The organism is Polaribacter sp. Hel1_33_96 (assembly GCF_002846595.1).
Classification (GTDB): Bacteria; Bacteroidota; Bacteroidia; order Flavobacteriales; family Flavobacteriaceae; genus Polaribacter.
Window position 1 is genome coordinate 2,426,822 of sequence record NZ_PJMV01000001.1, and the last position, 26,921, is coordinate 2,453,742.

Sequence of the window (26,921 nt, forward strand, 5' to 3'; positions counted from 1 at the left end):
TTGTTTTTTGTTTGTTTATTACTTTTATTCACTACACTTCGAAAGCAAAAAAATATTCCTTTGATTGTGCATATAAGACGACTAAAACTATAAAATGTTACAGATTTTCACTCTTATTGAAATGTTAAATTTTTGCTTGTTTTTTATATCTGTAAATTGTATAAAACAACACACCAATAAGTAAGTATGGAAATACCATTAAATAAGTAATTCCGTTATTAACACCTTCTGCCATAGAAACATCACCATTTTCTACAACAGCTTTGCACATTGCACACTGGGAGTAAGTTGATTTTACAGTAAAAAAAATTAAAAGAAAAAAGGTATATATTCTTTTTTTAAGCATAATAAGGAGATATCATTATATAAACTATTACCCCGGTTACAGCTACATATAGCCATAACGGAAATGTAATTTTTGCTATTTTTTTGTGTTGTGCAAAATTACCTAATTTCGCTCTCAAGTAGGTGGTTAATACAAAAGGTATTACAATTATAGACAATACAATGTGTGTAAATAAAATAAAATAATAAACGAATTTAATGGCTCCTTCACCACCAAATTTAGTAGAATCAGATGTCATATGATACGCTATATACATCAACAGAAAAGCTAAAGAACAAATAATTGCAAGAGTGTTTAATTGTTCATGTAATTTCTTATTTCCGTTTTTAATAGCGAGAACAGCTGCTATTAATACAATAGCTGTTAATCCATTTATAGATGCATAAATTGGTGGTAAAAAAGTAAAAGGCTCTACATCAAAACCTAAGTCTCTTAAATTAACTCCAAATAATGCTGCAACAGCTATTGGAATTATAATAGACAACCCTGTGATTATTTTTCTGTACTTTCGTTCTTGTGCTAGCTTACTCATTTAATAACAATTTAATATCTTCTTTTAATTCATTTATTTGATCAGGAAAAGTTTGTTCTTGCAACGCTCTGTAATACATAATAGGATTGCCAAACTTATCTTTTCTAGATCTAATATAACCATCTTTATCCACCAACGCGAACAAACCTGAATGTTCAAATCCCCCATGCTCTTCATCTCCTTTTCCTGCATATAATTTAAACCCTTTGTTAGACAAAGCATACACAATCTCTTCGGATTTACCTGTAAGCAAGTGCCAATTTTTATGCTTAATTCCTTTGTTTATTGCGAACTCTTTTAAGATTTTTGGAGAATCAATTTCTGGAGTAATAGAAATAGAAGCTATTCCGAAATCCGGATTTCCAAGAAATGAATCTTGGATGCTCAACATCTTCTGATTCATTAAAGGACAAATTGTTGGACAAGTAGAAAAGAAAAATTCTACAACAAACACCTTACCCTCGTAAGTTTTATTCGTGATTATATTTCCTTCTTGATTTGTAAATTCGAAATCTGGAACTTTATTAAATTTAAATAAACTATTTGTACTTCCTGATTTATTATCAACTTTATTCAATCTATCATCTTGAACAAAATCATTGTCATTTAGCCTTCTATCTATATTTCTAACAACATAAATTCCGAATAAAAGTATAATAAAAGAAACACCTATGTAAGAATATTTTTTGTTCATAGCCCAACCTCTTTTCGATCTGCTTTGTTTTTATTCTTTTCCTTAAAAGCAGCGTAATACTCGTAATAGAGTACTTTTACATCATCTTTTAATTTTGCATTCAATTCTGAAACAGAATTCATATTATACCCATAAAGTTTTCCATCTTTACTATCTGAATCTTTTAGTCTTCCTCTTAAATTTACATTTTTATCAATTAAAAATGCTTTTGAAGAAGCTAAATTTGTCAGAGGCTCATCAAAAGAAAAACTGCTATACAAAGCTTCTATCTCTTCTTTAGAACTTGCCATGAAAACCCATTTTTGCATATCCGTAAAAGCACCAATTTCTCCTTTTAATTTCTCTGCTTCAGTTTCTTTTCCATTAGGATAAATCGCTACAATCTGAAATTTCTTATAATCTGTAAACTTCTTATACACCTTTTCATTTAAGTTGAAGAGGCCAGATTTATTCGTATTTACATCATTTCCTAAAAAACAAATAATGGAAACATTATCTTTTAATTGAACTTTTTTGGTCCCATCAATTTTTGAAATATCAGGAATATTTTCAGTTACAATTGGTAGTTTTGTGAAATTATTTTTTCCTGTAGAAAGAATTAAAAAACAAATTAAAGGAAAAATAAAAAGCAAAAATAGTACTACTCTTTTTTTTGTGATAAATTTCATTTCTAAATAGTTAATACAATTTTAAGAATACTAAAAAACATCAACTTGTTTAAGATGACATATTTTGAATATAAAAAAAAGGTGGTTAACACCACCTTTATAATTTTCTAATTACCATTTTACAAGTGGCGCCAATGTGTCATATAAGTAGCCACCTTCAATTAAAAGTAAAGTTACAAGGAAACAGATTAGAAAAACTGCAGTCCAAACTGCAGCACGTCTAAACCATTTTTTTTCTCCTTCCATGTGCATGAAAGTCCAAGTAATATAATATGCTTTATAAAGTGTTAGAATAATAAAAATCCAGTTCAACGGACTTGTTCCTAAAAAATTAGTTAAATATAAAACTTCTGGTTTTATAATACCTAAAGCAACTTCTATAATAGTTACAACGGATAGTAAACCAAATACCATCCATATTCTTTTTACATTAGATTCGTGTGCGTGTGCCATTTTTATTTTGCTATTATTTTATAATTAAACCAAGTAGAAGAAGGTAAAAACAAATACCCAAACTAAATCTACAAAGTGCCAATATAATCCTACTTTTTCTACCATTTCGTAATGCCCTCTTTTTTCATATGTACCAAGGATAACATTAAAGAAAATGATAATATTAATTACGATTCCAGAGAATACGTGAAATCCGTGAAAACCTGTAATGAAGAAAAAGAAATCTGCAAAAATTGTATTTCCATACTCATTTACTTTTAAATTTGCTCCTTCTACAACAAGTTTTCCTTTTGCTAATTCCGAAGCACCTTTTTCTCTTGAGAAAATAATTTTTTGCTTTTTCTCTAAATCAATTTGTTCACTTCTAATTTGTATTGAAGGATCTGCTTTATAAGAGGCCATTATTTGAGCAACGGAGTAAGCTCCTACAGATTCTCCAGATTCAAACCATAGTCCATTTTTTTTGGTATTAGATTCTCTATGATCCATTCGATCACCAACAACAAAATCTGACAAAGCTATTTGGTGACCGTCTTTTACAAATTGTAAAAGTCTACCATCCGTGGTCTTCACAGCTCCATAAGAGCCCTTAATAAAAGTATTCCATTCCCATGCTTGAGAACCTACAAATATTAAACCTCCAATAATTGTTGCGAACATATACCATGCTACCTTATTTTTTTGCATTTTATGACCAGCATCAACAGCCATTACCATTGTTACTGATGAGAAAATAAGTATAAATGTCATAAAAGCAACATAATACATAGGGTAATTACCATGTATAAATGGCACGTGAGTAAACACTTCATCTGCAATTGGCCATGAATCTATAAATTTAAAACGTGTTAAGCCGTAAGCCGCTAAAAATCCCGAAAAGGTTAATGCATCAGAAACGATAAAAAACCACATCATCATTTTACCATAACTTGCTCCGAATGGCTTTACTCCGCCACCATTCCAAGTTTTCTTACTATCAGAAGGTATAGCAATATTTGCTTCCATAAATCTTATCTGTTAATTATTTCTTAATTAGTTCGCCAAAAATAACTATTTTTAATCACCTAATAAAATAGAAAAAGAAAAATAGGTAAATCCAAAGTATATCTACAAAATGCCAAAAGATTGCACCTAGTTCAAAACCAAGCATATCATCCGATTTATATTTGTATTTAAAATGATTATAAATAACAACTAAAAGCACAGCGATCCCTGCGAACAAGTGTAATACATGGATAAAAGTAATTCCGATTATAAAGGATGTTGACACCGTGCTCTCTGGTCCTGTAAAAAACAATCCGATACTTTTAAGTTGATTAAATCCAGCATATTGTTGCCAAATAAATCCAATTCCCAAAAATAAGGTAACAAGCACCATTATTAATGATAACTGTCTTTTGTTTTGTTTTAAAAATCTTTGTGAAAAAAATAGTGTAATACTACTAGCCACTATTAGAACCGTACTTACGTAAAAGGCATCAGGTAAGTCAAAAGAAACCCAATCATCACGCTTCATACTTATTACATAAGCACTTGTTAATCCTGCAAAAAACATAACCATGCTAATCATAGAAATCCACAACATTGGCTTTGCTGATTTCTTTTTAGCGACTGTATATTCTTGTTTTAAAGCTTGTTCTCCTATCATTTTTTAATGTAAAAATTTATCAACTACATATATAATTTGCACAACAGTAATATACAAAACACTAGACAACATTAATTTTCTTGCATCTGTATTTTCTTCTGATTTATGCAATTGAAGTGCATAAAATAACATAATAACTCCTAAGAAAGCAACGATTATTGCAGTTATCGGGTATATGTAAAAGTTTCCAGACAACTTTAAAACTGGAGCTACAGAAACTAAAATCATGATAACCGTATAAAATATAATTTGTTTTACCGCTCCTTTATCTTTGGTATTCATGGGCAACATATTAAACCCTGCTTTTTTGTATTCTTCAAATTGCAACCATCCAATTGCCCAAAAATGTGGAAACTGCCAAAAAAACTGAATCATAAATAACATCCCTGCTTCTACTCCAAATTGGTCTGTTGCTGCTACCCATCCTAACATAAAGGGAATTGCACCAGGAATTGCACCCACAAAAACTGCTAAAGGTGTTACCGATTTTAGAGGCGTGTAAGCACAAGTATATAAAAAAATTGAAATAGCCCCAAATAAAGCGGTCTTTGGGTTGATACTATATAAAATAGAAATTCCTAAAACTGTAAACAAAATGGCAATGATCATTGCAAAAGTCACAGACATTCTTTTTGTTGGGAGAGGTCTATCTTTGGTTCTTTGCATCAAAGCATCTGTATCTTTCTCTATAATTTGATTAAATGCATTAGATGCACCCACCATAAAGAAACCTCCTAATGCTAATAATACAACTGTAGTAAAGTTTATGACATCTACTGCTAACAAATATCCTGCAACAGAAGAAAACACCACACTTAAAGACAAGCCAACTTTTGTAAGTTGTTTTAAGTCTGATAAAAGTATATTCATTGAAGTTTTTGTCTCTGAAATTACTATTGAATTCATTATTAAACCAATTGAATGCAAAGATATTTTATAAATATCAATTTACCATAGAATTTGTAAAATATTGTTTTGTAAATTAAAAAACCCACTCAATAAATTGAGTGGGAAAATTGCTATGAAAAAGAAAAAGTGTGCTTTACTTAAAAAGCACACACAAATGTAAATATAATTTTATGATATAAAAATATAAAAATTACATTTTTTTTACATTTAATGTAATTATTTATATTTTTCGTTTTGTTTAATTGCGAAGTCTTTGAAATACAACTAATTATTTATTTCAACCTAAAATTAAAAAAATCAAGTTTTAACAAACTCGGTATACTTTTTCTTTCATTAAGTCAATAAACATGGGTATAAAAAAAGAATGTATTTTTAGAATTACATTCTTTTTTCTATTTTCTTTCTGGCTAATAAATCTGCAATGGTTGGATTTTCGGAACAACTTTTTATTTGAACAAACGCATCTCCAGTTTTCACAAAACCCGTTTGTAATACTTTAAAATATACACCGCAAAAAGTAGTATTCCAAAATTGTTTTACAATGTTCATATCTTCAAAACGAATGCCTAGTTTATAACAAGGATTTCTTTGAAGGGTGACTTCTAAAACAGCCTCGCCTACTTTAAAGGTATCTCCAACATGAATATTACATTCATCGAGATTATCAATGGTTAAATTCTCTCCAAACATTCCTAAACTCCAATCTAAATTGGGGTACAAAGGCTTCCAATACTCATAATGTTTTAAAGAATATCCATAAATTGCTTGATTGATTCCTCCATGATTTTCCCGATCACAAATTGCATCTCCTTTCACATCCTCAGTATCTAAAAAAACAGGTTTATCCATTGGAAATTTAAAAATACCTGTGAACACTTGTATATTTTCCCAAATAACCTCCTTTCGTTCGCCAATATTTGTCGACACAATTTTCATTCAATTACTTTTTAGAAAATTTAGATAACGCCTTTTTTGTGAAGTCCGATAGCACTAATTTTCCTGAAACCAAAGCTCTTTCAGCCAATAATTCATTCCAATTTTGGGTATTTCCCCATAAAACTTTCTTCATTTCACACAAAGCTGATGGATTGTAGGACGCTAATTTTGATGCTAAAATTTCTACTTCTTCATCTAATTCTTTAACGGTTTCAAAGACTTTTGCATACAACCCTTTTTCTTTTGCCCAATAAGCTGTTTTCCAATTGGTCGCATCTAACGTTAATTCGGATAACGCAGCTAACCCTATTTTTCTTTTAACTACTGGCTCAATGACAAAAGGACCGATACCAATTGTGAGTTCTGATAATTTAATAGCGGCATTTTCTGTAGCCAAAACATAATCGCAGGCTGAGGCCAAACCAACTCCTCCTCCAACAGTTTTTCCTTGAACACGTCCAATAATAATCTTACCACAAGTTCTCATGGCGTTAATCACATTTGCAAAACCAGTAAAGAATTTTTCTCCTTCCTGTAGATTAGAAATAGCAACTAACTCATCGAAAGAAGCACCTGCACAAAAAGCTTTCTCCCCTTCAGATTTTAAAATGACAACTGAAATAGCATCATTTTCTGAGATTGAATTCAATTCTTTTGTTAACCTATTTAACAATTCACTTGGAAAAGAATTACTGGCAGGATGCCCAAATTCTATCGTTGCAATATTATTTTGAAGGCTGGTATATAAACTTCCATTTTGCCTTGTAGTCGTCATAAAATATAAGTTTTACCAAAAATAGGTTTTTATAACAAGAATGTCAATGTTAAATTGAGGAAGAATTATAGCGCAAAAAAGAGAATTAATTATAATGTGACAAACTTGTTTCATTCTAAAAAATAAATATTTATTTGTACTTCAACTTCATTATTACCAAAAATAATGATGAAATTGCTGTAATTGAATTTGCTAAAATCATTGGTAAACTTTTTAAATGAATACCATAAATTAACCATAAAACAATCCCAACAAAAAAAGTGAGATACATGGTTAAAGAAAGTCCTGAGGTATCTTTTGTTTTGTAAGTTTTAAAAACTTGTGGCAAAAATGATGCTGTTGTAATAAAGGCAGCTACTAAACCAATAATTTCATAAAAATCAATCACTTTTTCTTTCGTTTATTTTGATAAATTCTGAACTCAAAAAGAATGACAAAAAACATCTTTATATGTCTTTCTTTACTAATAGCTGAATAACAGATGTACTCTGAGCATGCTATCCAACTATATTTACAATTTTACCTGGTACAATAATTACTTTTTTAGGAGTTCTACCTTCTAATTGCGCAATTGTTTTTTCGTTTTCCAAAACAGTTTTTTCTATCTCTTCTTTCGATAAATCAAGAGAAAGCTCCAATGTAAAACGCATTTTTCCGTTAAAGGAAATCGGATAATTCTTAGTGCTTTCTATCAAATGTTTTGCATCAAAAAGAGGAAAATCAGCAGTAGAAATACTTTCTTTATTCCCTAACAAACTCCATAATTCTTCTGCAATATGGGGTGCATACGGAGAAACCAAAATTACTAACGGTTGCAATACTGCGCGTTTATTACATTTTAAAACAGTTAATTCGTTTACAGCGATCATAAAGGTAGAAACAGAAGTATTAAAAGAGAAGTTCTCGATATCCTCTTCAACTTTCTTAATGGTTTTGTGTAAAACCTTTAACTCATCTTTTGTTGCCTCTTCTTCTGAAATCTCAAATGTTTCTTCGTTAAAATACAGTTTCCATAATTTCTTTAAGAACGAGGAGACTCCAGAAATACCTGAAGTACTCCAAGGTTTTGCCTGTTCTAAAGGACCTAAAAACATTTCAAACAAACGCAATGCATCTGCGCCATATGCTGCACAAATAGCGTCAGGATTCACAACATTGTATTTAGACTTTGACATTTTCTCTACTTCACGTCCAGTTTTATAAACTCCATCTTCTAAAATAAATTCAGCATTTTTATGATCAGCGTTCAAAGAATGGTTCTTAAACGCTTCAATATCTAGTTCATCAGAGGAATTTACTAGAGAAACATCTGCATGCAAAGCTGACTTTACAATCATAATGCTATCCGCATCATTAGCATTTAAAAATCCTTTATCAATTATATGATTCTTTACAATCGTTTCAAATTCATTATCAGAATTAAAAAGGTTTTTAGAAACAAGTATTGCAGGAATTTTATTCATGATTGCTTCACTAGCGTGTGCCGTAAAACAATCTGATTTTATAAACGGCGTTGCTTTGTAAACAAAAGCAGAAGTCCCTAAAATCATTCCCTGATTAATCAGTTTTTTTGCAAACTCATCTACAGGAACAATTCCTTTATCAAACAAGAACTTTTGCCAAAAACGAGCATATAATAAATGCCCGGTTGCATGTTCTGAACCTCCAATATATAAATCTACTTCTTTCCAATATTCTAAAGATTCTTTACTTGCAAATTCACCTGAATTTGCAGCGTCCATGTATCTGTTAAAATACCAAGAACTTCCTGCCCAACCAGGCATTGTATTTAATTCTAAAGGAAAAACTGTTTTGTTTTTCAACTTCTCATTAGACACTACTTTCTTTCCACGAGAATCCCAAGCCCATACTGTTGCATTTCCTAAAGGCGGTTTTCCATCTTCCGTTGGCAAGTATTTTTCAACTTCTGGCAACACAATTGGCAAATGTTTTACATCAATCATTTGTGGCATTCCGTCTTTATAATACACCGGAAAAGGTTCTCCCCAATAACGTTGTCTGCTAAAAACAGCATCACGCAAACGGTAGTTTATTTTTCCATAACCAAAACCACGTTTCTCCATTTCAAAAATGGATAATTTTAATGCTTTCTTATATTTTAATCCTGATAAAAAATCTGAGTTCGCGATTTTTGTTCCGTCTTTACCTGTATGTGCTTCTTCAGAGATATCGACGTCTTCAAAAATATTCGGAATCGGAATGTCAAAATGTTTTGCGAAATCAAAATCACGCTGATCTCCACAAGGAACAGCCATCACAGCTCCTGTTCCGTAATTTGCTAATACATAATCTCCAATCCAAATTTGTACTTTTTCACCAGAAAAAGGATGAATTGCATACGCACCTGTAAAAGCACCAGAAATGGTTTTTACATCTGCCATTCTATCGCGTTCTGACCTTTTAGCAGTTGCCTTTATGTAAGCTTCAACTTCTGCTTTTTGAGCATCTGTTGTTATTTTTGACACCAACTCATGTTCTGGAGCTAGCGTCATAAAGCTTACTCCGTAAATAGTATCTGGTCTTGTTGTGAAAACATCAATTTTATATTGATTTTCTTCTTTTGAAACCGTTTTATTTTCTATTTCCTTTTTATTTTTTTTTGGAAATTGAATTGCAGAATTAATCTTAGAAACAACTTTCAGCACGTTATCAGAGACTTCTTCGTTTGTAAAACGAATAACGTTAAATCCTTCTTTTGCAAAGTAAATAGTTCTCGCGGCTTCATCTTCTTTGCCGGAAAACTCAACAATTATATTTTTTGCTAAGCACACATAATCTACTAAAAATGCACCTATTGTATATTTTTTTCTAAATTTTGAAACTCCTTTTTTATTTTTCAATTCATTCCAAAGCGTCATTTCTGCTTTTGATAAATTTTGACGTAATTCTTTTAAAACTTCTAATTCTTTGTAAGATAATTTCACTTCAGAAGTGGTGCTTTCAAAATCTCCAGCAACTTTAAACGAAACCATTGCACCTTGACTTCTACCGATCCAATTAGTTTGAGAATCTTTTAAAGGTTGAGGCCAATCAATAGTATTTAAACCATCTAATAAACGCTGCGCATATGCAGAAATTCGCATAGACCATTGTGTCATTTTTTTACGAACAACAGGATGACCTCCACGTTCTGAAACTCCGTTTACAATTTCATCATTTGCTAGAACAGTTCCTAAACCAGGACACCAATTTACTTCAGTATCCGACAAAAATGTTAAACGATATTTTAATAAAATTTCTTCTTGTTCTTTTGTTGAAAAGGCATTCCATTCATCCGCAGAAAAAGAAATAATATCTTCATCACAAACCGCATTTATTGAAGTGTTTCCTGATTTTTTAAAGATGTTTTCTAAAGAAGAAACATCTTCTGCTTTGTCTGTTTCTTTATTATACCAAGAATTAAAGAGTTGGATAAAAATCCATTGTGTCCATTTATAATACTCAGGATTGGAAGTTCGTACTTCTCTACTCCAATCAAAAGAGAAGCCAATTTGATCTAATTGTCTTCGATAGGTTGTAATATTTTCTTCCGTTGTTTTTGCTGGATGCTGCCCAGTTTGAATTGCGTATTGTTCTGCTGGCAATCCAAAAGAATCATATCCTTGCGGATGCAAAACATTAAAACCTTTGTGGCGTTTGTAACGCGCATAAATATCACTTGCAATATAACCTAAAGGATGTCCTACATGTAAACCTGCTCCAGAAGGATAAGGAAACATATCTAGAACATAATATTTAGGTTTCTCAGATTCATTACTGGCTTTAAAAGTTTGGTTTTCTGACCAAAATTTTTGCCATTTCTTTTCTATATCTAGGTGATTATATTGCATTTGATTCTTTTATTAAAGTGTGCAAATTTACGCTTATTGTTTGGAAGTGAAAAACGTAAATACCTTAAATTAAAAAAGGCTTTCAAATTGATTTTGAAAGCCTTTTTTAATTATTTTAAATATTTTTTTTATAAACACTCCTCATAATTAGAACCACGTTTATAAAGTGTGGTATTTAACTCTCCATCTCGATAAAACTCTATAATATTAGAATCACAAGAAGCTTTAATTTCAAAAGTGTAAACATGACCAAAATGAAAATCCATAGTTAATAAACTCCCGTCAATTACGTAGTCTACAGTTCCAGGAATTGCCTCGTCAAAGAAAATATGATCTGTTCCATAATAAGTAAAACGTTCTCCATTTGCAAAAGTATGCATAGTATTATGTTCAAAACCTTTTAAAAGCCATTCACTACTTTCAAGTAATAGTACTTTTTCTAGGATACTTAATTCTTTTTGAATTTCGTTTGATGAATCTTCACAACTTGAAAAAAATAATACACTAGATAATGTGAAGATTGTAAAAACTATTTTAATTAAGGACTTCATAATTTTTGATTTTTAAGTTTTTGCTAATTCTTCCCAAATAAATAACTATTCATAGTTTCTTCACCTATTAATATGACTGAAAAGGAAAAAAAAGCGTTAAAAAAGAAAAAAAGCTTTTAAAATAAATAATTTATGCTCCTAAAAATGCTCCACTAGCAGTAACACTTCTATCAATTTTACGCATTAAACCTTGTAATACTTTACCTGGCCCAACTTCAATAAACTCAGTTCCACCGTCAGCAATCATTGCTTGTATAGATTGCGTCCATCTAACAGGCGCCGTTAACTGAATCATTAAATTTTTCTTGATCTCATCAGGGTTTGTAACCGCACTCGCCGTGACATTCTGATACACAGGACAAGAGGGATTACCAAATGCTGTTGCTTCAATTGCCGCTGCTAATTCTTCTCTTGCAGGTTCCATCATTGGTGAATGAAACGCGCCACCAACAGGTAATAACAAAGCTCTTCTAGCTCCTTTTTCAGTTAAAACCTCACATGCTTTTTCAATAGCTGAAATTTCACCAGAAATCACTAATTGACCAGGGCAATTGTAATTTGCCGCCACCACTACTCCTTCAATTTCGGCACATGTTTCTTCAACAATATTATCTGCTAAACCTAAAACAGCAGCCATGGCAGAAGGTACAACCTCACAGGCTTTTTGCATTGCCAAAGCACGTTTAGAGACCAATTTCAATCCATCTTCAAATGTTAAAACTCCATTTGCAACCAAAGCAGATAATTCTCCTAAAGAATGGCCTGCAACCATTTCAGGCTGAAAATCATCACCTAAAACCTTTGCTAAAATTACTGAATGTAAAAAAACTGCAGGTTGTGTAACTTTTGTTTCTTTTAGCTGTTCTGCTGTTCCTTCGAACATAATATCAGTGATTGAGAACCCTAAAATTTTATTTGCTTTTTCAAATAACTCTTGCGCTAAGGCAGATTTCTCGTACAAATCCAAACCCATTCCTGTAAATTGTGCTCCTTGCCCTGGAAAAATATATGCTTTCATAAAGTATTTATCTATGTAACTGTTTATTCATTTAATTTTGGACAAAAATAATAATTTTTATTTGAAGGTATTTACTACTTTATATGATATCTTTTTTGCTTCTCATCTCCAAATAAAATTGGTCAATTTTAATTACTTTATTGAAACTAAAGACAAAAAACAATACCCTTTCGAGCTTTTAAAAATTTTCAATTAACAAAGAGCTTTTTAGAAAGTGATAGAATATTTAGTAAATTCGTTCAATGAAAATTAAAGACAAACAATTAGCAGATAGCATCTATTTAATTCTAGCGGCATTATTTATTGCTTCTTTAGTGGCCTCTAATTTAATTTTTCAAAAATTCTTTTATTGGGAACCTTTTGGTTTATATCGCTTTGAAATTTCAGTAGGTATTTTGCCGTATCCAATTACTTTTCTAATCACAGATATTTTATCAGAGATCTACGGAAAAAAGAAAGCAAATCAAGTAGTTATTGCTGGTATTTTCGCATCTTTCTTTTCAATGCTAATCATTTTAATTGCAGATTTTGCTCCAGCAATAGACAATTCTCCAATTAACGATATTATTTTTCATCAAGTTTTTGGCTTATCGCCTTTGGCTGTTTTTGCTTCGATGATAGCATATTTATGTGCGCAATTTATAGATATTAGAATTTTCCATTTTTGGAAAAAACTAACGCATGGTAAACATTTATGGTTGCGTAATAATTTTTCTACTTTTGCGTCGCAATTTATTGACACTTTTACAGTTCTTTTTTTATTATGCTCTTTTAAAATTTTGCCTTGGACCATTTTTACAAGTTTACTAATAAGTGGCTTCCTTTTTAAAGTCATTATAGCAGCTTTGGATACTCCTATTTTATATGGATCTGTATTTCTTTTTAGAAAAAAATTCAACTTAAAAATTGGAGAGGAAATTTTGGAGTAATTTTTGTAATTAATATAAAATGGCTTCGTCTATATATTTAGAAAAAACAAAGAATGAAAAAAATAGGCTTATTATTTGTTACCATTTTATTTGTAGCACAGGTAAATGCACAAACATCAATTTTTAACGATTTACTGCATAAACATGTGACCGAAGAGGGAATTGTAGATTATAAATCTTTTAAGAAAGACGCCCTTAAGTTAGATAATTACATCTCTTATTTAGAGAGAACATCTCCAGAAAAATCATGGTCACAAGATCAACAAAAAGCTTTTTGGGTTAATGCGTATAACGCATATACAATCAAACTCATTTTAGAAAACCATCCTCTAAAAAGTATCATGGACATTAAACGAGAAGGACAAACTGCTTGGAAAATTCCTTTTGCTAAAATTGGTGGTAAAACATATACGCTAGACCATATTGAACACGAAATCCTGCGTAAAACCTTATTTGATGCTAGAATTCATGCGGGAGTAAACTGTGCCTCAGGTTCTTGTCCTAAATTATCAAATATCGCTTTTACAGAGGATAACATTGATGCAGAATTAGAACGTTTAATGAAAGATTTTGTGAATGATTCTTCAAGAAATAAAATTTCTAACAAGAAAATTCAGATTTCTTCTGTCTTTGATTGGTTTCAAGACGATTTTACAAAAAAAGGTTCCTTAATAAGTTATTTAAGTAAGTATTCAGAAACAAAAATTAGTCCTAAAGCAAAAATTAGTTATTTAAAATATGACTGGACTTTAAACGGTAAATAAATATTATCTTTCCCTTTCAAATAAAATTTTATGTCTAAAAACTATTATGATGCTGCTGATTTAAGAAAATTCGGCAAAATTACAGAATGGAGCGAAGAGCTTGGAAACAAGTTTTTTGATTATTATGGAAAAGTATTTGAGGAAGGCGCTTTAACGGCCCGCGAAAAATCTTTAATTGCATTGGCTGTTGCGCATACAGAACAGTGTCCTTATTGCATAGACGCCTACACAAAAGATGGTTTACAGCGTGGAATTACAAAAGAGCAAATGATGGAGGCAATTCATGTTGGTGCTGCAATAAAAAGTGGCGCTACTTTAGTTCATGGAGTTCAAATGATGAATAAAGTTAATAAATTAGAAATGTAAGTAGTTTATACTTTTTAAAAAATACTTTTATTAGATAAGTGTTTCCTATATAATTCTAAATTTATCATACAGAATCATCTCAAAATTATCAACAGCTGAAAAAAGTTCAGCTCAACAAAATATATGGCTACAAAATCATTAAAAGCAAGAAATAACGACATTGCAAATACTTCTCGTCAAATGGAAATTCTTTCAGAAGGAATTTTTGCAAATGGAGAGTTACCCACTTTTGCTTCTAAAATTAAAGAAACAAATCAGTTTCCTTTGCGTCCTAAAAAATTAGAAGTTTTACAAATAAACTTAGGGTATATGTGCAACCAAGTTTGTGAACATTGCCATGTAGATGCGGGTCCTGATCGTAAAGAAATTATGACACTTGACACAATGCATCAATGTTTAGAAGTAATCAAAAAAACAGAAGCACATACTTTAGATTTAACAGGTGGAGCACCAGAAATGAATCCTAATTTTAGATGGTTCGTAGAAGAAGCATCCAAAGCAGGAATTAAAGATTTTATTGTTCGCTCTAACCTAACAATTATAAGGGCCAACAAAAAATATTATGATTTACCAGAATTTTTCAAAAAACACAATGTTCACATAGTTTCTTCGATGCCACATTGGACGAGGGGAAAAACAGATAAACAACGTGGCAATGGAGTTTTTGATAAATCCATAAAAGCATTACAAGAATTAAATGCTATTGGTTATGGAATAGAGGGATCAGATTTGAAATTAGATTTAGTGTACAATCCTTCAGGAGCATTTTTACCTGGAAACCAAATGGCATTAGAAAATGATTTCAAAAAAGCATTAAAAGCAGATTTTAATATCGCTTTTCATAGTTTATTTGCGATTACAAATTTACCAATTAGTAGGTTTTTAGATTATTTAATCGCATCCGAAAACTATGAAGATTATATGTATAATTTGGTAGAAGCTTATAATCCTTCTGCAGTAGAAAATGTAATGTGTACGAACACACTTTCTGTAAGTTGGGATGGAAATTTATATGACTGCGATTTTAATCAGATGTTAAATTTAAAGGTCGCTAGTGCAATAAAACACATTTCGGATTACAACGAAAAAATATTACAAGACAGAAATATTATTGTTAATCAACATTGTTATGGATGCACAGCAGGAGCTGGAAGTAGCTGTCAAGGAGTTGTTGCTTAATTTATTAGTAAAAAAATAATCACGAATCATTCATGAATTCGTATCAAAGAATAAAAAATATGAGTTATTTAGAAACCACACACAATGTATACAAAGAAGCTGCTTTAACACCAGATGTTGGTTTGTGCTGCACCACCAATCCTATCTGGGAATTACCAGGGCTAAAAATTCCACGAATTATGCAAGAAATGAACTACGGTTGTGGTTCTACGGTGCATGCAAGAGATTTAACCAACAATCCAAAAATGCTATATGTTGGTGTTGGTGGCGGAATGGAATTACTGCAATTTGCGTATTTCAACAGAAATAAAGGTGGTGTTATTGGTTTAGATGTTGTTGACGAAATGCTAGAAGCTTCTCATAAAAACTTTAAAATTGCTGAAGAACAAAATGAATGGTTTAAAAGTAATTTTGTTGATTTAAGAAAAGGGGATGCAATGGATTTACCTGTAGAAGATAATTCTATAGATGTTGCAGCTCAAAACTGTTTGTTCAATATTTTTAAATCGGATGATTTAAAGAAAGCAATTGCAGAAATGTACAGAGTTTTAAAACCTCATGGAAAACTAGTGATGAGCGATCCAACCTGTGAGCAACCTATGAATGACGAATTGCGAAATGACGCTCGTTTGCGTGCTTTATGTTTAAGCGGAAGTTTGTCAATTGCAGATTATGTAAAAGCATTAACTGATGCTGGATTTGGAACGATTGAAATAAGAGCCAGAAAACCCTACAGAATTTTAGATCCAAAGAACTATCCAACTGATGAGCTTATCTATATTGAATCTATAGAAGTGGCTGCAATTAAAGATCCAATGCCTGCAGACGGACCGTGTATTTTCACCGGAAGAGCGGCCATTTATTTCGGTGATGAAGATTATTTTGATGACGGTTTAGGACATACTTTATTAAAAAATCAACCCTTAGCAATTTGTGATAAAACAACGGCTGCTTTACAAGCTTTAGGAAGAGACGATATTTTCTTTTCAGAATCTACCTTCCATTATGATGGTGGCGGATGTTGCTAGCCATCTTAGATTGATTTTATAAAACGTAAATTATGGAAAAAATTTTCATACTTTTTTTAGTAATTAGTTCTGCTGCTTTTGGTCAAAAAAAGTTAGATAAACTATTAAATAAATTCAATAATAACAACGTCCCTTATATTTATGTTGATTCTCTTGCAACAACAAATGCTATTTTATTAGACGCAAGAGAAACAAAAGAGTATGAAGTAAGTCATATTAAAGAGGCTATTTGTGTTGGTTATGATGATTTTAAATTAAAAGAAACCCTCAAAAAATTACCTAAAGAAAAAGATATAAAAATTGTAGTGTATTGTTCTATCGGTATTCGTTCAGAAACAATTGCATATCAACTTATCAAAGAGGGTTATACCAATGTTTATAATTTATATGGAGGTATTTTTGAATGGAAAAACAATAATTTTCAAGTAATTGACTCTTTGGGAAATTATACTGACAAAATCCATACTTTCGATAGCGATTGGAGTAAATGGCTTACAAAAGGAGAAAAAGTATATGAATAAAAACTTGTTATTAATCTTTACCCGAAATCCTGAATTAGGAAAAGTAAAAACACGTTTAGCCAAAACAGTTGGTAACGAAACTGCGTTAGAAATCTATAAATACTTACTTCAAAAAACGAGAGATATTTCGTTACAAGTATCTTCCGATAGAGAAGTGTATTATTCCGTAAAAATTAGGTCTAATGATATTTGGGATTCAAAAAACTATCAAAAAAACCAACAAGTTGGAGAAGATCTCGGCATCAGAATGCAAAATGCTTTTAAAAATGGATTTGATGCTGGATATAAAAAAGTAGTGATTATAGGCAGTGACCTTTATGATTTAACATCCGAAAACATAGAAAAAGCGTTTACTGAATTAGATAATAATGATGTAGTTCTTGGACCTGCAGAAGATGGTGGTTATTATTTACTGGGTATGAATTTGTTGCATTCAACAATCTTCAAAAACAAAAAGTGGGGCACACAGACTGTTAGAAAAGATACTTTAACAGATTTAAAAGATAAAAAAGTACATTTGTTAGAGGAACTGAACGATATAGACATCTTTGAAGATATAAAATATCATCCCTCCTTTCAGCAATTTTTATAAGTATGAAACAGCAACAATTAAAAGAAACAATCGATTTTTTAATATCGGAAGGAATTACAAATCCAGAAATAGGAATTGTCTTAGGTACAGGATTAGGAAAACTAGTCGATGAAATTTCAATTACAAAAGAAATTACCTATTCTAAGATTCCAAATTTTCCTATTGCTACTGTAGAGTTTCATTCTGGCAAATTAATTTACGGAGAATTGTCAGGCAAGAAAGTGCTAGTGATGGCAGGTCGTTTTCATTTATATGAAGGATACAATCCTTGGGAAGTAACTTACGGTATTAGGACCATGCATGGTTTAGGAATTAAAAACTTGTTAGTTTCAAATGCCGCAGGGGCCATAAATTTATGCTATAATAAAGGGGACTTAATGCTAATTGAAGACCACATTAATTTACAAGGAAGCTCTCCTCTTGCATTTAAGGGCGCTAATAATTTTGGGAATATTTTTGCAGACATGCTAGCACCCTACTCTCAAGAAATCAATGCTAAAATTATTGCCATCGCGAAACAGCAAAACATTCTGCTGCATAAAGGTATTTATGCAAGTGTTCTAGGACCTCAATTAGAGACTAGAGCAGAATACAGAATGTTACAAATTTTAGAAACAGACGCTGTAGGTATGAGCACTACACCAGAAGTTATCGTTGCCAAACAACTCAATTTACCTTGTGCTGCTATTTCTGTTTTAACCGATGAATGTGACCCTAAAAACTTACAGCCAGTCGATATTAATGAAATTATTTCAATTGCTGGTAAAGCTGAACCTAAACTGATTACACTCTTTAAGGAAGTTATTAAAATGATTTAATTTTTTTAAAAATCTATATTATAGTATTGAATAAAACTTTTAGCCTATTTACCTCTTTCATCATAAGATCTTTTACAAAAGACTATCTTCTTTTTAACTTTTAAACGATCATCTATTATATCTGGATTTACAAGAATTGATTTAAAATCAAAATATTTTAGCCTAATTTTATGAAATGAAAAAAGAGCTAAATTAACAGCTCTTCTCCTTCAAAACAATTGAATACATAAGCTGCTTTTCCCTACAAAATGCAGCTTAATTTTTTGAATAAATACAATTGATATTATTTTATACTATCTAAACATAATTTTAGAAACTCCATAATTAACTTTTTTACTATTCACCTTTAAGAATAAAACACCAGGCTTCACTTTTACATTGAAGTCTATTTCATTCTTACCGTTTATTAATTGCACCGGAGCTACATAGATTTCTTTTCCAGTTACATCAAATAAAGAGATAGTTGCATTGGTATCCACTTTACTAAATATCATAACATTTACACTTCCTTTAGAAGGATTTGGGTATGCCATAAAGTTATTTTCAAACTTCTCAATTTTATTTACTATCTGATCTTCAATAGCCGTTTTAGTGAATTTCACGTTAGAAATAAATAAATCTAAGTCTTTAGTATTCGCTTCTACAGGCAAGAAAGTAAATGCTAGAGTAGTTAAGTCATCTGCAGTTATTTTATTCGTTGTACCTGTAGAAGAAAATATATCAAAAGGCACATAGTACGTTTGCTCTTCTTCAGATAAATCGACCATCACTCTGTATTGTTGTTTCCAATTTTCAACAGAAGATTTAATCAATCCTAATTCCATTAAACCAGATCCTTTAGCAGTAAATGATAAGTACTTGTACTTAGAGTAATCAGCAGACAATGTACCAGGTAATAATGATTTGTAAACCGTTAAGTAATCATACTCACTAGTTGCTTTGATCTCAACATTTCTGTTTATTGAATATTCATCATCTTGATATGTTCTATCAAAATCATTCCATACAAAGTAGTTTAGTATCTCTGTATAATCCGAATCATAATCTAAGCCCCAGTTACCATCTGCATGATAAAATGCATCTTCTACTTCATCCTCTACTGTTACAAGACCATCATACTCATATCCATCAGCAATGTCTAATCTTAACGATTGCTGTATTTCAGTATCTAAAGAATTGTATCTGTGTTTGATGTTATTTGCAGTTTCCGAATATAACTCTACCATAGAAACTTCAGCAGTATTACCAACTTCAGTACTTCTTAAATTCACCACTAATTCCCCTTTTTCTCTGTAAATTTTAGAAGCATAGGTTTCAGGGAATTTCTGAATTTCTGTTTGTTGTACAGGAATATAAGATTTCAAGTTATCTAAAATATCTTGTACTAATTTTTGAGTATCCGCTGGCTTTGTAGACCATACTTGGAAGTTATAGGCATCGTTAAACTTGATATAGTTATTTACATACCAGTTTGTCTGAATTGTATACTTATCATCATTGTTGTTCTTAGAAACCGCAAATGAGATCGCATACTCTACAACACCGTTTCTTTGCTTAATTCCTTGCATCAAGAAATTATAACCTTCCAATCGAACCTTTTGCACATTCAATATTTCAGCACCTCTTAAACGATCACAAGATGCTTTGGTGTGATTGTAAATCTTATCTGAAGTTTTAATTCCTAATACAACTCCTTTTGTTTCTCCATTTATAGAGAAATCTACAGATAATACTTCATCTGCAATGGTATAATCTAAAATATCAGTTGGTGAAGTTACATTAGCTACATTTCCAGCTACTAATTCGGTAGGGAACATGTCTAATAAAGTTTGTCCTTTTCCTTGATAAGGCTGTATGGATTTTAACTTCACTTTATTGTACAAGTTCTCACTTGATTTCACAAATTCAGTTGGCATAGAATTCTTCTTTCTACCTACGTAAATCTTAGAAATTGCATCTCCTAAAGATTCTGACTCAACTCCACCGTTATTACCTGTTCCCGTGTTTCCTGAAGAAACTCCATAAGCAAAATCTTGATCTAGATTGTTTTGACCTGAAGGTAAATTAATCGCGCTGTTATTTGGAGTACCTACACTATCAAAATCATATGTTTGTATCAAGTCTGAAGGTGTTTTACCCACTGGAATTCCAGAAGTTACTGCGCTTACATCTACACTTATTATGTAATGTCCTGGTGGTAAATTGTTAAATAAATAGTTTCCATTTACATCGGTTGTCGCTGTTGTATCATCGCTAGGATCTCCTGGTGTACCTGGGTCTAAAGTAACAGTTGCACCTCCTAATCCATCTTCATTTGCATCTTTTATAGCATCTCCATCAGTATCAAACCAAACTGTATCTCCGATACTTCCTAAACCTGTTGTTACTGTAAAAGTAACATCATCAGTTGTAGCAGCACAATCACCATCAGCAGCAATTGTATAACGAATTACGATTGTTGTATCAGTATTGATATCATCAGGCGTATATGTTGATCCAGTAATAGAACCACTTCCAGCAACAATTGACCAAGTACCTCCTGAAGGTGCACCTGTCAATGTTTTAGTTTCTCCTTCAGTAATAGCAGCAGTTGAAGTCGTATTGTTTGCAACTACATCACAGACAGGAGTTACATCAAAAGTAACATCTGAAGTTGTTGCAGCACAATCACCATCAGCAGCAATTGTATATCGAATCGTTACCGTTGTATCTGTATTGATATCTGTAGGAGTGTAGGTAGTTCCTGTAATAGATCCGCCTCCAGAAACGATTGACCAAGTTCCTCCAGCAGGAGTACCAGTTAATGTTTTCGTTTGTCCTTCAGTAATATCAGCAGTTGAAGTAGTATTGTTAGCAACTACATCACAGACAGGAGTTACATCAAAAGTAACATCTGAAGTTGTTGCAGCACAGTCTCCATCAGCAGCAATTGTATATCTAATTACGATTGTTGTATCAGTATTGATATCATCAGGCGTATACGTTGATCCAGTAATAGATCCGCCTCCAGAAACGATTGACCAAGTTCCTCCAGCAGGAGTACCAGTTAATGTTTTCGTTTGTCCTTCAGTAATATCAGCAGTTGAAGTAGTATTATTAGCAACTACATCACAGACAGGAGTTACATCAAAAGTAACATCTGAAGTTGTTGCAGCACAGTCTCCATCAGCAGCAATTGTATAACGAATTACGATTGTTGTATCAGTATTGATATCATCAGGCGTATACGTTGATCCAGTAATAGAACCACTTCCAGAAACGATTGACCAAGTTCCTCCAGCAGGAGTACCAGTTAATGTTTTGGTTTGTCCTTCAGTAATATCAGCAGTTGAAGTCGTATTATTAGCAACTACATCACAGACAGGTGTTACATCAAAAGTAACATCCGAAGTTGTTGCAGCACAATCACCATCAGCAGCAATTGTATAACGAATTACGATTGTTGTATCAGTATTGATATCTGCAGGAGTGTAGGTAGTTCCTGTAATACTTCCACTTCCAGAAACGATTGACCAAGTTCCTCCTGTAGGAGTTGCTATCAATGTTTTAGTTTGTCCTTCCGTAATATTAGCAGTTGAAGTCGTATTATTAGCAACTACATCACAGACAGGAGTTACATCAAAAGTAACATCTGAAGTTGTTGCAGCACAATCACCATCAGCAGCACTTGTATATCGAATCGTTACCGTTGTATCTGTATTGATATCTGCAGGAGTGTAGGTAGTTCCTGTAATAGATCCGCCTCCAGAAACGATTGACCAAGTTCCTCCAGCAGGAGTACCAGTTAATGTTTTGGTTTGTCCTTCAGTAATATCAGCAGTTGAAGTCGTATTATTAGCAACTACATCACAGACAGGAGTTACATCAAAAGTAACATCATCAGTTGTTGCAGCACAATCACCATCTGCAGCAATTGTATATCGAATCGTTACCGTTGTATCTGTATTGATATCTGCAGGAGTGTAGGTAGTTCCTGTAATAGATCCGCCTCCAGAAACGATTGACCAAGTTCCTCCAGCAGGAGTACCAGTTAATGTTTTCGTTTGTCCTTCAGTAATAGCAGCAGTTGAAGTCGTATTGTTTGCAACTACATCACAGACAGGAGTTACATCAAAAGTAACATCTGAAGTTGTTGCAGCACAATCACCATCAGCAGCAATTGTATAACGAATTACGATTGTTGTATCAGTATTGATATCATCAGGCGTATATGTTGTTCCAGTAATAGACCCGCCTCCAGAAACGATTGACCAAGTTCCTCCAGCAGGAGTACCAGTTAATGTTTTCGTTTGTCCTTCAGTAATATCAGCAGTTGAAGTCGTATTATTAGCAACTACATCACAGACAGGAGTTACATCAAAAGTAACATCATCAGTTGTTGCAGCACAATCACCATCTGCAGCAATTGTATATCGAATCGTTACCGTTGTATCTGTATTGATATCTGCAGGAGTGTAGGTAGTTCCTGTAATAGATCCGCCTCCAGAAACGATTGACCAAGTTCCTCCAGCAGGAGTTGCTATCAATGTTTTCGTTTGTCCTTCAGTAATATCAGCAGTTGAAGTCGTATTGTTTGCAACTACATCACAGACAGGAGTTACATCAAAAGTAACATCATCAGTTGTTGCAGCACAATCACCAGCAGCAGCAATTGTATATCGAATCGTTACCGTTGTATCTGTATTGATATCTGCAGGAGTGTAGGTAGTTCCTGTAATAGATCCGCCTCCAGAAACGATTGACCAAGTTCCTCCAGCAGGAGTTGCTATCAATGTTTTCGTTTGTCCTTCAGTAATATCAGCAGTTGAAGTCGTATTATTTGCCGTTATACTACAAACAGGAGTTACTGTAAACGTAACATCATCAGATGTAGCAGCACAACCATTATCAGCAGCAATGGTATATCTAATAGTCACATCAGTATCGGTGTTGATATCATCAGGAGTATAAGTTGTTCCATTGATAGATCCACCACCAGAAATAATAGACCAAGATCCACTATTACAACTTGTAGGACCTTCATGAACTGTTCCGTTATTTGTAAACGATCCTATAAAGCCTAATGCACTTGTTTTCCAATAATGACCTCCATTGTCTACAGCAACAGCACCATAAATAGTTACAGCACCACAAACAATTATATGTGCACCATTTCTTACTGTTATTGTACCAGTGTAATAACCATTACCAGTAATTTTTAGTACTTGACCAGCTTGTAAGACTATTGCAGGTTGTGGATTAACACCTAAAGTATTGCCATCTACATTTACTAAAATTGTTGCATCTGGTGCAGATTCTGGCGTAGCTGTTAATGTTTTCGTTTCGTCTTCAGTAATATTAGCAGTTGAAGTAGTATTGTTAGCAACTACATCACAGACAGGTGTTACATCAAAAGTAACATCCGAAGTTGTTGCAGCACAATCACCATCAGCAGCAATTGTATATCTAATTACGATTGTTGTATCAGTGTTGATATCATCAGGTGTATACGTTGATCCAGTAATAGAACCACTTCCAGAAACGATTGACCAAGTTCCTCCTGCTGGAGTAGCTGTTAATGTTTTCGTTTGTCCTTCAGTAATATTAGCAGTTGAAGTAGTATTATTAGCAACTACATCACAGACAGGTGTTACATCAAAAGTAACATCTGAAGTTGTTGCAGCACAATCACCATCAGCAGCAATTGTATATCTAATTACGATTGTTGTATCAGTATTGATATCTGCAGGCGTGTATGTAGTTCCTGTAATACTTCCGCCTCCAGAAACGATAGACCAAGTTCCTCCTGCTGGAGTACCTGTTAATGCTTTGGTTTGATTTTCATTAATTGACGCAGTTGCTGTCGTATTATTTGCTGTTGTACAAACTGGTGTTACAGTAAAAGTAACATCATCAGATGTAGCAGCACAAGATCCGTCAGCAGGAATTGTATACCTAAGTGTAACATCAGAGTTAGTGTTGCTATTACTTGGAGAATATGTTGCTGTAACATATAATCTCTTTGGAGTACCTCCACATGGATCACCAAAAACAGTATTTGTTGCTGGTATTGTTACTGAATTATTACCAATTGCGTAATTTTCAACTATACTAAGACTATTTGTTGCATGACAATTAGAAGTTGCATAATTACCATTTGATCCAGTTGGAGTTCCATAACTTGCGAAGGTGATGGAATTAATTACTGAACCAACGGGTGCTTGTAATACTAAATTTTGATTTTCGTTAGCAGTAGCATAAATAACGTTGTTATTACTTGTATTTGCGGGCGTGTATGTGTTTCCTGTAATAGATCCACCTCCAGATACAATGCTCCATGCACCTCCTGAAGGAGTTCCTGTTAATAACTTCGTTTGATCTCCTGTAATGTCAGCAGTTGAAGTTGTATTATTTGCCGTTATACTACAAACAGGAGTTACTGTAAACGTAACATCATCCGAAGTCGCTGGACAACTTCCGTTTGCTGCAATTGTATATCGAATCTTAACAGTAGTATTTGTATTTATATTAGCAGGTGTATACGTTGAACCATTAATAGTTCCGCCACCTGATACAATACTCCAAGAACCTCCAGAAGGAGCGCCTGTTAATGTTTTGGTTTGATTTTCATTAATTGATGCAGTTGCTGTTGTATTATTTGCAGGGTTTGGACATACTACATTAACTGTAATATTTTTTGAGCCAGTGCATCCATTGCTATCTGTTGCTATAACCGTGTATGTTCCTGACATAGCTGTAGTAACAGAATTTGAAAGTAGAATATCTCCACCATTATTTCCGCTACCTGAAAAATTATTTGGACCTGTCCAAGAATATGACGACAAATAATTTGGATTTGTAGAAAGCTCCAGTTTTTGTCCTTGTGTTAGAGTAATCGAACAATTATTTGTAATCCAACCGCCATTATCGATTTTATACTCACAGGTTAAGCTTAAATTATTATTTACAACAGTTTTTGTAACTGGATTTGAGTATATGTAATTTATAGTACAGTCTGGAGCTGTTCTTCTAGCTCCTCTTCTATATTGTGTTGTTTGGTTAATTGTTCCAGGATTGTATTTCCATTGATTTTCATTAGGAATTACTATCCAACCTCCTGTTGTTTTATATTCCCATCTATATTCAATTGTAGCATTGTTTGGAGCCCCACCAGAAGGTCCTGTGGAATTTGAAATATTATTTGGATCGTAAGAACCGCATCTACTTTCATTTCCAGAAATTTCGCCTGGATCTTGAAAATTTTCAACAATCCAATAATATTCATAACCAGAATAAATCCAACTAGTTTGGCATGTCCTTCTAGCTTTTCTTCTCCAATAATTTTCTCCGATCCTCCAACCATTTGAACTATTAGCTGCATTATCCGGGTTATAATCTTTACTATTTGCTCCAGGAATATCTTGCCAAGACGAACTACCAGAATATCTAATTTCCCATTGATATTCTATATCACCGCCTTCTCCACCACTCGCCACTGGCATCGTAATATTAGGAATTGTTAAAGGGTTGCTTGCATTACTTGTACATAAATCATTATTCCTATCAGAAGTTCTACCAGCGTTTGTAACATTATTGCAAGGTGTAAAATTTCCTTCTGTGCATGAAACGCCACCCATACCACTTACTAAAGGCATTTCTATCGCCAAAACTTTGAAATGTCCGTTAATAGTATGACCAACATCTAAATTTGTAGAACAAGAGGTGTGATATGAGACGGCAGAGCCCGCTATAGAATACCAAGTATTAGTTTCGAGTCCTTCTTGACCGTGTTTATTTACCATACCCGAACCATCAACTATTAAGGACTGACCATTTGAAACATTGCCCTGAAAATGAACTGCTCCGCCAGAATTTTTAAATCTAAAAACGATCCAGGGGTTTCCACTTCCTATATATTCTAGTTTTAATCTCTTTGGATGCATGTGACCTTGAGGCTGTTCCTTATAACAACAGCCTTGATTGTTATCAGGTTGATAAGTTTTATCCATGGCAATTTCTAGCATACTTTCAGAAAAATTGATAGCATCTACTGCAGGTAAAGCGCTTGTACAATCATCTACTTCAGGTGCAGGTGCACTTATCGCTGTAAACTGCTTACTTGCAAAAGCACTCTGATTGAATTCAGTATTAAAATTTTCTAGATTTTTCCAGTTAGCTTCATAATTACTGAAAAAGTTTTCTGTAAAAGAATTCTTAGCATCTTTTTTTGAGATAGCGTTTGCAATTTCATTGGTATTAATTACGTTAGATCCATAATTAAACTGAATAATTGATAATAGCGCAATTGCAAGTGAAAGTGTCTTTTTTCTGGAGTACTTTGTATTCAATGAATTCATTTTTATA

23 protein-coding genes are annotated in these 26,921 nt (G+C 32.7%); 8 read left to right on the forward strand and 15 right to left on the reverse strand.

The window, feature by feature from the left end; translation table 11 throughout:
- Window positions 1–124: 124 nt before the first annotated feature.
- The 14 genes from ATE90_RS10510 to fabD all read right to left on the reverse strand — a co-directional run bounded on the left by ATE90_RS10510 (window position 125) and on the right by fabD (window position 12,381).
- A complete protein-coding gene (locus ATE90_RS10510; protein ID WP_235317756.1) occupies window positions 125–271 on the reverse strand; it encodes a hypothetical protein in 147 nt (48 codons plus the stop codon).
- 67 nt (window positions 272–338) lie between these two features.
- Window positions 339–878, reverse strand: coding sequence for a DUF420 domain-containing protein (locus ATE90_RS10515; protein WP_036787663.1), 540 nt, complete (start codon window positions 876–878; stop codon window positions 339–341).
- Window positions 871–1,572, reverse strand: a complete 702-nt coding sequence (locus ATE90_RS10520; protein ID WP_036787666.1) for an SCO family protein — start codon at window positions 1,570–1,572, stop codon at window positions 871–873. Before ATE90_RS10520 ends, ATE90_RS10515 begins: the two co-directional genes overlap by 8 nt.
- Window positions 1,569–2,240: a hypothetical protein gene (locus ATE90_RS10525; RefSeq protein ID WP_036787669.1), complete on the reverse strand. Its 672-nt coding sequence runs from the start codon at window positions 2,238–2,240 to the stop codon at window positions 1,569–1,571. Before ATE90_RS10525 ends, ATE90_RS10520 begins: the two co-directional genes overlap by 4 nt.
- 111 nt (window positions 2,241–2,351) lie before the next feature.
- Window positions 2,352–2,693: a cytochrome C oxidase subunit IV family protein gene (locus tag ATE90_RS10530; RefSeq protein WP_036787673.1), complete on the reverse strand. Its 342-nt coding sequence runs from the start codon at window positions 2,691–2,693 to the stop codon at window positions 2,352–2,354.
- Between the two features lie 24 nt (window positions 2,694–2,717).
- Entirely contained in the window at window positions 2,718–3,698 is a 981-nt protein-coding gene (locus ATE90_RS10535; protein WP_101451375.1) for a cytochrome c oxidase subunit 3, read from the reverse strand.
- Window positions 3,699–3,753: 55 nt separating this feature from the next.
- On the reverse strand, window positions 3,754–4,341 hold the full coding sequence (locus tag ATE90_RS10540; RefSeq protein WP_180335201.1) for a cytochrome c oxidase subunit 3: 588 nt from the start codon (window positions 4,339–4,341) through the stop codon (window positions 3,754–3,756).
- Window positions 4,342–4,344: 3 nt separating this feature from the next.
- A complete protein-coding gene (gene cyoE, locus ATE90_RS10545) occupies window positions 4,345–5,247 on the reverse strand; it encodes a heme o synthase (RefSeq protein ID WP_036787679.1) in 903 nt (300 codons plus the stop codon).
- A gap of 381 nt (window positions 5,248–5,628) precedes the next feature.
- Complete coding sequence (locus ATE90_RS10550) at window positions 5,629–6,186, reverse strand: MOSC domain-containing protein (RefSeq protein WP_036787682.1); 558 nt, start codon at window positions 6,184–6,186, stop codon at window positions 5,629–5,631.
- Window positions 6,187–6,190: 4 nt separating this feature from the next.
- On the reverse strand, window positions 6,191–6,961 hold the full coding sequence (locus ATE90_RS10555) for an enoyl-CoA hydratase/isomerase family protein (RefSeq protein ID WP_101451376.1): 771 nt from the start codon (window positions 6,959–6,961) through the stop codon (window positions 6,191–6,193).
- Between the two features lie 130 nt (window positions 6,962–7,091).
- Window positions 7,092–7,349: a SemiSWEET family sugar transporter gene (locus ATE90_RS10560; RefSeq protein ID WP_366132479.1), complete on the reverse strand. Its 258-nt coding sequence runs from the start codon at window positions 7,347–7,349 to the stop codon at window positions 7,092–7,094.
- Between the two features lie 109 nt (window positions 7,350–7,458).
- On the reverse strand, window positions 7,459–10,812 hold the full coding sequence (locus ATE90_RS10565) for a leucine--tRNA ligase (RefSeq protein WP_101451377.1): 3,354 nt from the start codon (window positions 10,810–10,812) through the stop codon (window positions 7,459–7,461).
- A 128-nt stretch (window positions 10,813–10,940) separates the two neighbouring features.
- On the reverse strand, window positions 10,941–11,363 hold the full coding sequence (locus ATE90_RS10570; protein WP_036787691.1) for a hypothetical protein: 423 nt from the start codon (window positions 11,361–11,363) through the stop codon (window positions 10,941–10,943).
- 130 nt (window positions 11,364–11,493) lie between these two features.
- Window positions 11,494–12,381, reverse strand: a complete 888-nt coding sequence (gene fabD / locus ATE90_RS10575) for an ACP S-malonyltransferase (RefSeq protein WP_036787694.1) — start codon at window positions 12,379–12,381, stop codon at window positions 11,494–11,496.
- A 242-nt stretch (window positions 12,382–12,623) separates the two neighbouring features.
- Between fabD and ATE90_RS10580 the strand changes: the two genes are divergently transcribed.
- The 8 genes from ATE90_RS10580 (at window position 12,624) to ATE90_RS10615 (ending at window position 18,578) form a co-directional block, all read left to right on the forward strand.
- A complete protein-coding gene (locus ATE90_RS10580; RefSeq protein WP_036787697.1) occupies window positions 12,624–13,310 on the forward strand; it encodes a queuosine precursor transporter in 687 nt (228 codons plus the stop codon).
- 53 nt (window positions 13,311–13,363) lie between these two features.
- Entirely contained in the window at window positions 13,364–14,074 is a 711-nt protein-coding gene (locus ATE90_RS10585) for a DUF547 domain-containing protein (protein ID WP_101451378.1), read from the forward strand.
- Between the two features lie 30 nt (window positions 14,075–14,104).
- A complete protein-coding gene (locus ATE90_RS10590) occupies window positions 14,105–14,440 on the forward strand; it encodes an arsenosugar biosynthesis-associated peroxidase-like protein (RefSeq protein WP_036787703.1) in 336 nt (111 codons plus the stop codon).
- A 123-nt stretch (window positions 14,441–14,563) separates the two neighbouring features.
- The gene (gene arsS, locus ATE90_RS10595; protein WP_101451379.1) at window positions 14,564–15,619 is read left to right on the forward strand and encodes an arsenosugar biosynthesis radical SAM (seleno)protein ArsS; all 1,056 of its coding nucleotides are present in this window, start codon (window positions 14,564–14,566) and stop codon (window positions 15,617–15,619) included.
- A 59-nt stretch (window positions 15,620–15,678) separates the two neighbouring features.
- A complete protein-coding gene (gene arsM, locus ATE90_RS10600) occupies window positions 15,679–16,647 on the forward strand; it encodes an arsenosugar biosynthesis arsenite methyltransferase ArsM (RefSeq protein WP_036788356.1) in 969 nt (322 codons plus the stop codon).
- Window positions 16,648–16,679: 32 nt separating this feature from the next.
- Window positions 16,680–17,168 (forward strand): rhodanese-like domain-containing protein, encoded by a 489-nt coding sequence (locus ATE90_RS10605; protein WP_036787709.1) that lies wholly within the window; start codon window positions 16,680–16,682, stop codon window positions 17,166–17,168.
- Window positions 17,161–17,760: a TIGR04282 family arsenosugar biosynthesis glycosyltransferase gene (locus tag ATE90_RS10610; RefSeq protein ID WP_036787712.1), complete on the forward strand. Its 600-nt coding sequence runs from the start codon at window positions 17,161–17,163 to the stop codon at window positions 17,758–17,760. Before ATE90_RS10605 ends, ATE90_RS10610 begins: the two co-directional genes overlap by 8 nt.
- Window positions 17,761–17,762: 2 nt before the next feature.
- Entirely contained in the window at window positions 17,763–18,578 is an 816-nt protein-coding gene (locus ATE90_RS10615; protein WP_036787714.1) for a purine-nucleoside phosphorylase, read from the forward strand.
- Window positions 18,579–18,871: 293 nt separating this feature from the next.
- Here the strand turns inward: ATE90_RS10615 and ATE90_RS10620 are convergent, their stop codons facing one another.
- Entirely contained in the window at window positions 18,872–26,914 is an 8,043-nt protein-coding gene (locus ATE90_RS10620; RefSeq protein WP_101451380.1) for an SdrD B-like domain-containing protein, read from the reverse strand.
- Window positions 26,915–26,921: the final 7 nt, after the last annotated feature.

Coding starts and splice junctions, on each gene's coding strand:
- ATE90_RS10510 (WP_235317756.1), bottom strand. CDS start 271: ATGTGCAAAGCTGTTGTAGAAAATGGTGATGTTTCTATGGCAGAAGGT.
- ATE90_RS10515 (WP_036787663.1), bottom strand. CDS start 878: ATGAGTAAGCTAGCACAAGAACGAAAGTACAGAAAAATAATCACAGGG.
- ATE90_RS10520 (WP_036787666.1), bottom strand. CDS start 1,572: ATGAACAAAAAATATTCTTACATAGGTGTTTCTTTTATTATACTTTTA.
- ATE90_RS10525 (WP_036787669.1), bottom strand. CDS start 2,240: ATGAAATTTATCACAAAAAAAAGAGTAGTACTATTTTTGCTTTTTATT.
- ATE90_RS10530 (WP_036787673.1), bottom strand. CDS start 2,693: ATGGCACACGCACACGAATCTAATGTAAAAAGAATATGGATGGTATTT.
- ATE90_RS10535 (WP_101451375.1), bottom strand. CDS start 3,698: ATGGAAGCAAATATTGCTATACCTTCTGATAGTAAGAAAACTTGGAAT.
- ATE90_RS10540 (WP_180335201.1), bottom strand. CDS start 4,341: ATGATAGGAGAACAAGCTTTAAAACAAGAATATACAGTCGCTAAAAAG.
- cyoE (WP_036787679.1), bottom strand. CDS start 5,247: ATGAATTCAATAGTAATTTCAGAGACAAAAACTTCAATGAATATACTT.
- ATE90_RS10550 (WP_036787682.1), bottom strand. CDS start 6,186: ATGAAAATTGTGTCGACAAATATTGGCGAACGAAAGGAGGTTATTTGG.
- ATE90_RS10555 (WP_101451376.1), bottom strand. CDS start 6,961: ATGACGACTACAAGGCAAAATGGAAGTTTATATACCAGCCTTCAAAAT.
- ATE90_RS10565 (WP_101451377.1), bottom strand. CDS start 10,812: ATGCAATATAATCACCTAGATATAGAAAAGAAATGGCAAAAATTTTGG.
- ATE90_RS10570 (WP_036787691.1), bottom strand. CDS start 11,363: ATGAAGTCCTTAATTAAAATAGTTTTTACAATCTTCACATTATCTAGT.
- fabD (WP_036787694.1), bottom strand. CDS start 12,381: ATGAAAGCATATATTTTTCCAGGGCAAGGAGCACAATTTACAGGAATG.
- ATE90_RS10580 (WP_036787697.1), top strand. CDS start 12,624: ATGAAAATTAAAGACAAACAATTAGCAGATAGCATCTATTTAATTCTA.
- ATE90_RS10585 (WP_101451378.1), top strand. CDS start 13,364: ATGAAAAAAATAGGCTTATTATTTGTTACCATTTTATTTGTAGCACAG.
- ATE90_RS10590 (WP_036787703.1), top strand. CDS start 14,105: ATGTCTAAAAACTATTATGATGCTGCTGATTTAAGAAAATTCGGCAAA.
- arsS (WP_101451379.1), top strand. CDS start 14,564: ATGGCTACAAAATCATTAAAAGCAAGAAATAACGACATTGCAAATACT.
- arsM (WP_036788356.1), top strand. CDS start 15,679: ATGAGTTATTTAGAAACCACACACAATGTATACAAAGAAGCTGCTTTA.
- ATE90_RS10605 (WP_036787709.1), top strand. CDS start 16,680: ATGGAAAAAATTTTCATACTTTTTTTAGTAATTAGTTCTGCTGCTTTT.
- ATE90_RS10610 (WP_036787712.1), top strand. CDS start 17,161: ATGAATAAAAACTTGTTATTAATCTTTACCCGAAATCCTGAATTAGGA.
- ATE90_RS10615 (WP_036787714.1), top strand. CDS start 17,763: ATGAAACAGCAACAATTAAAAGAAACAATCGATTTTTTAATATCGGAA.
- ATE90_RS10620 (WP_101451380.1), bottom strand. CDS start 26,914: ATGAATTCATTGAATACAAAGTACTCCAGAAAAAAGACACTTTCACTT.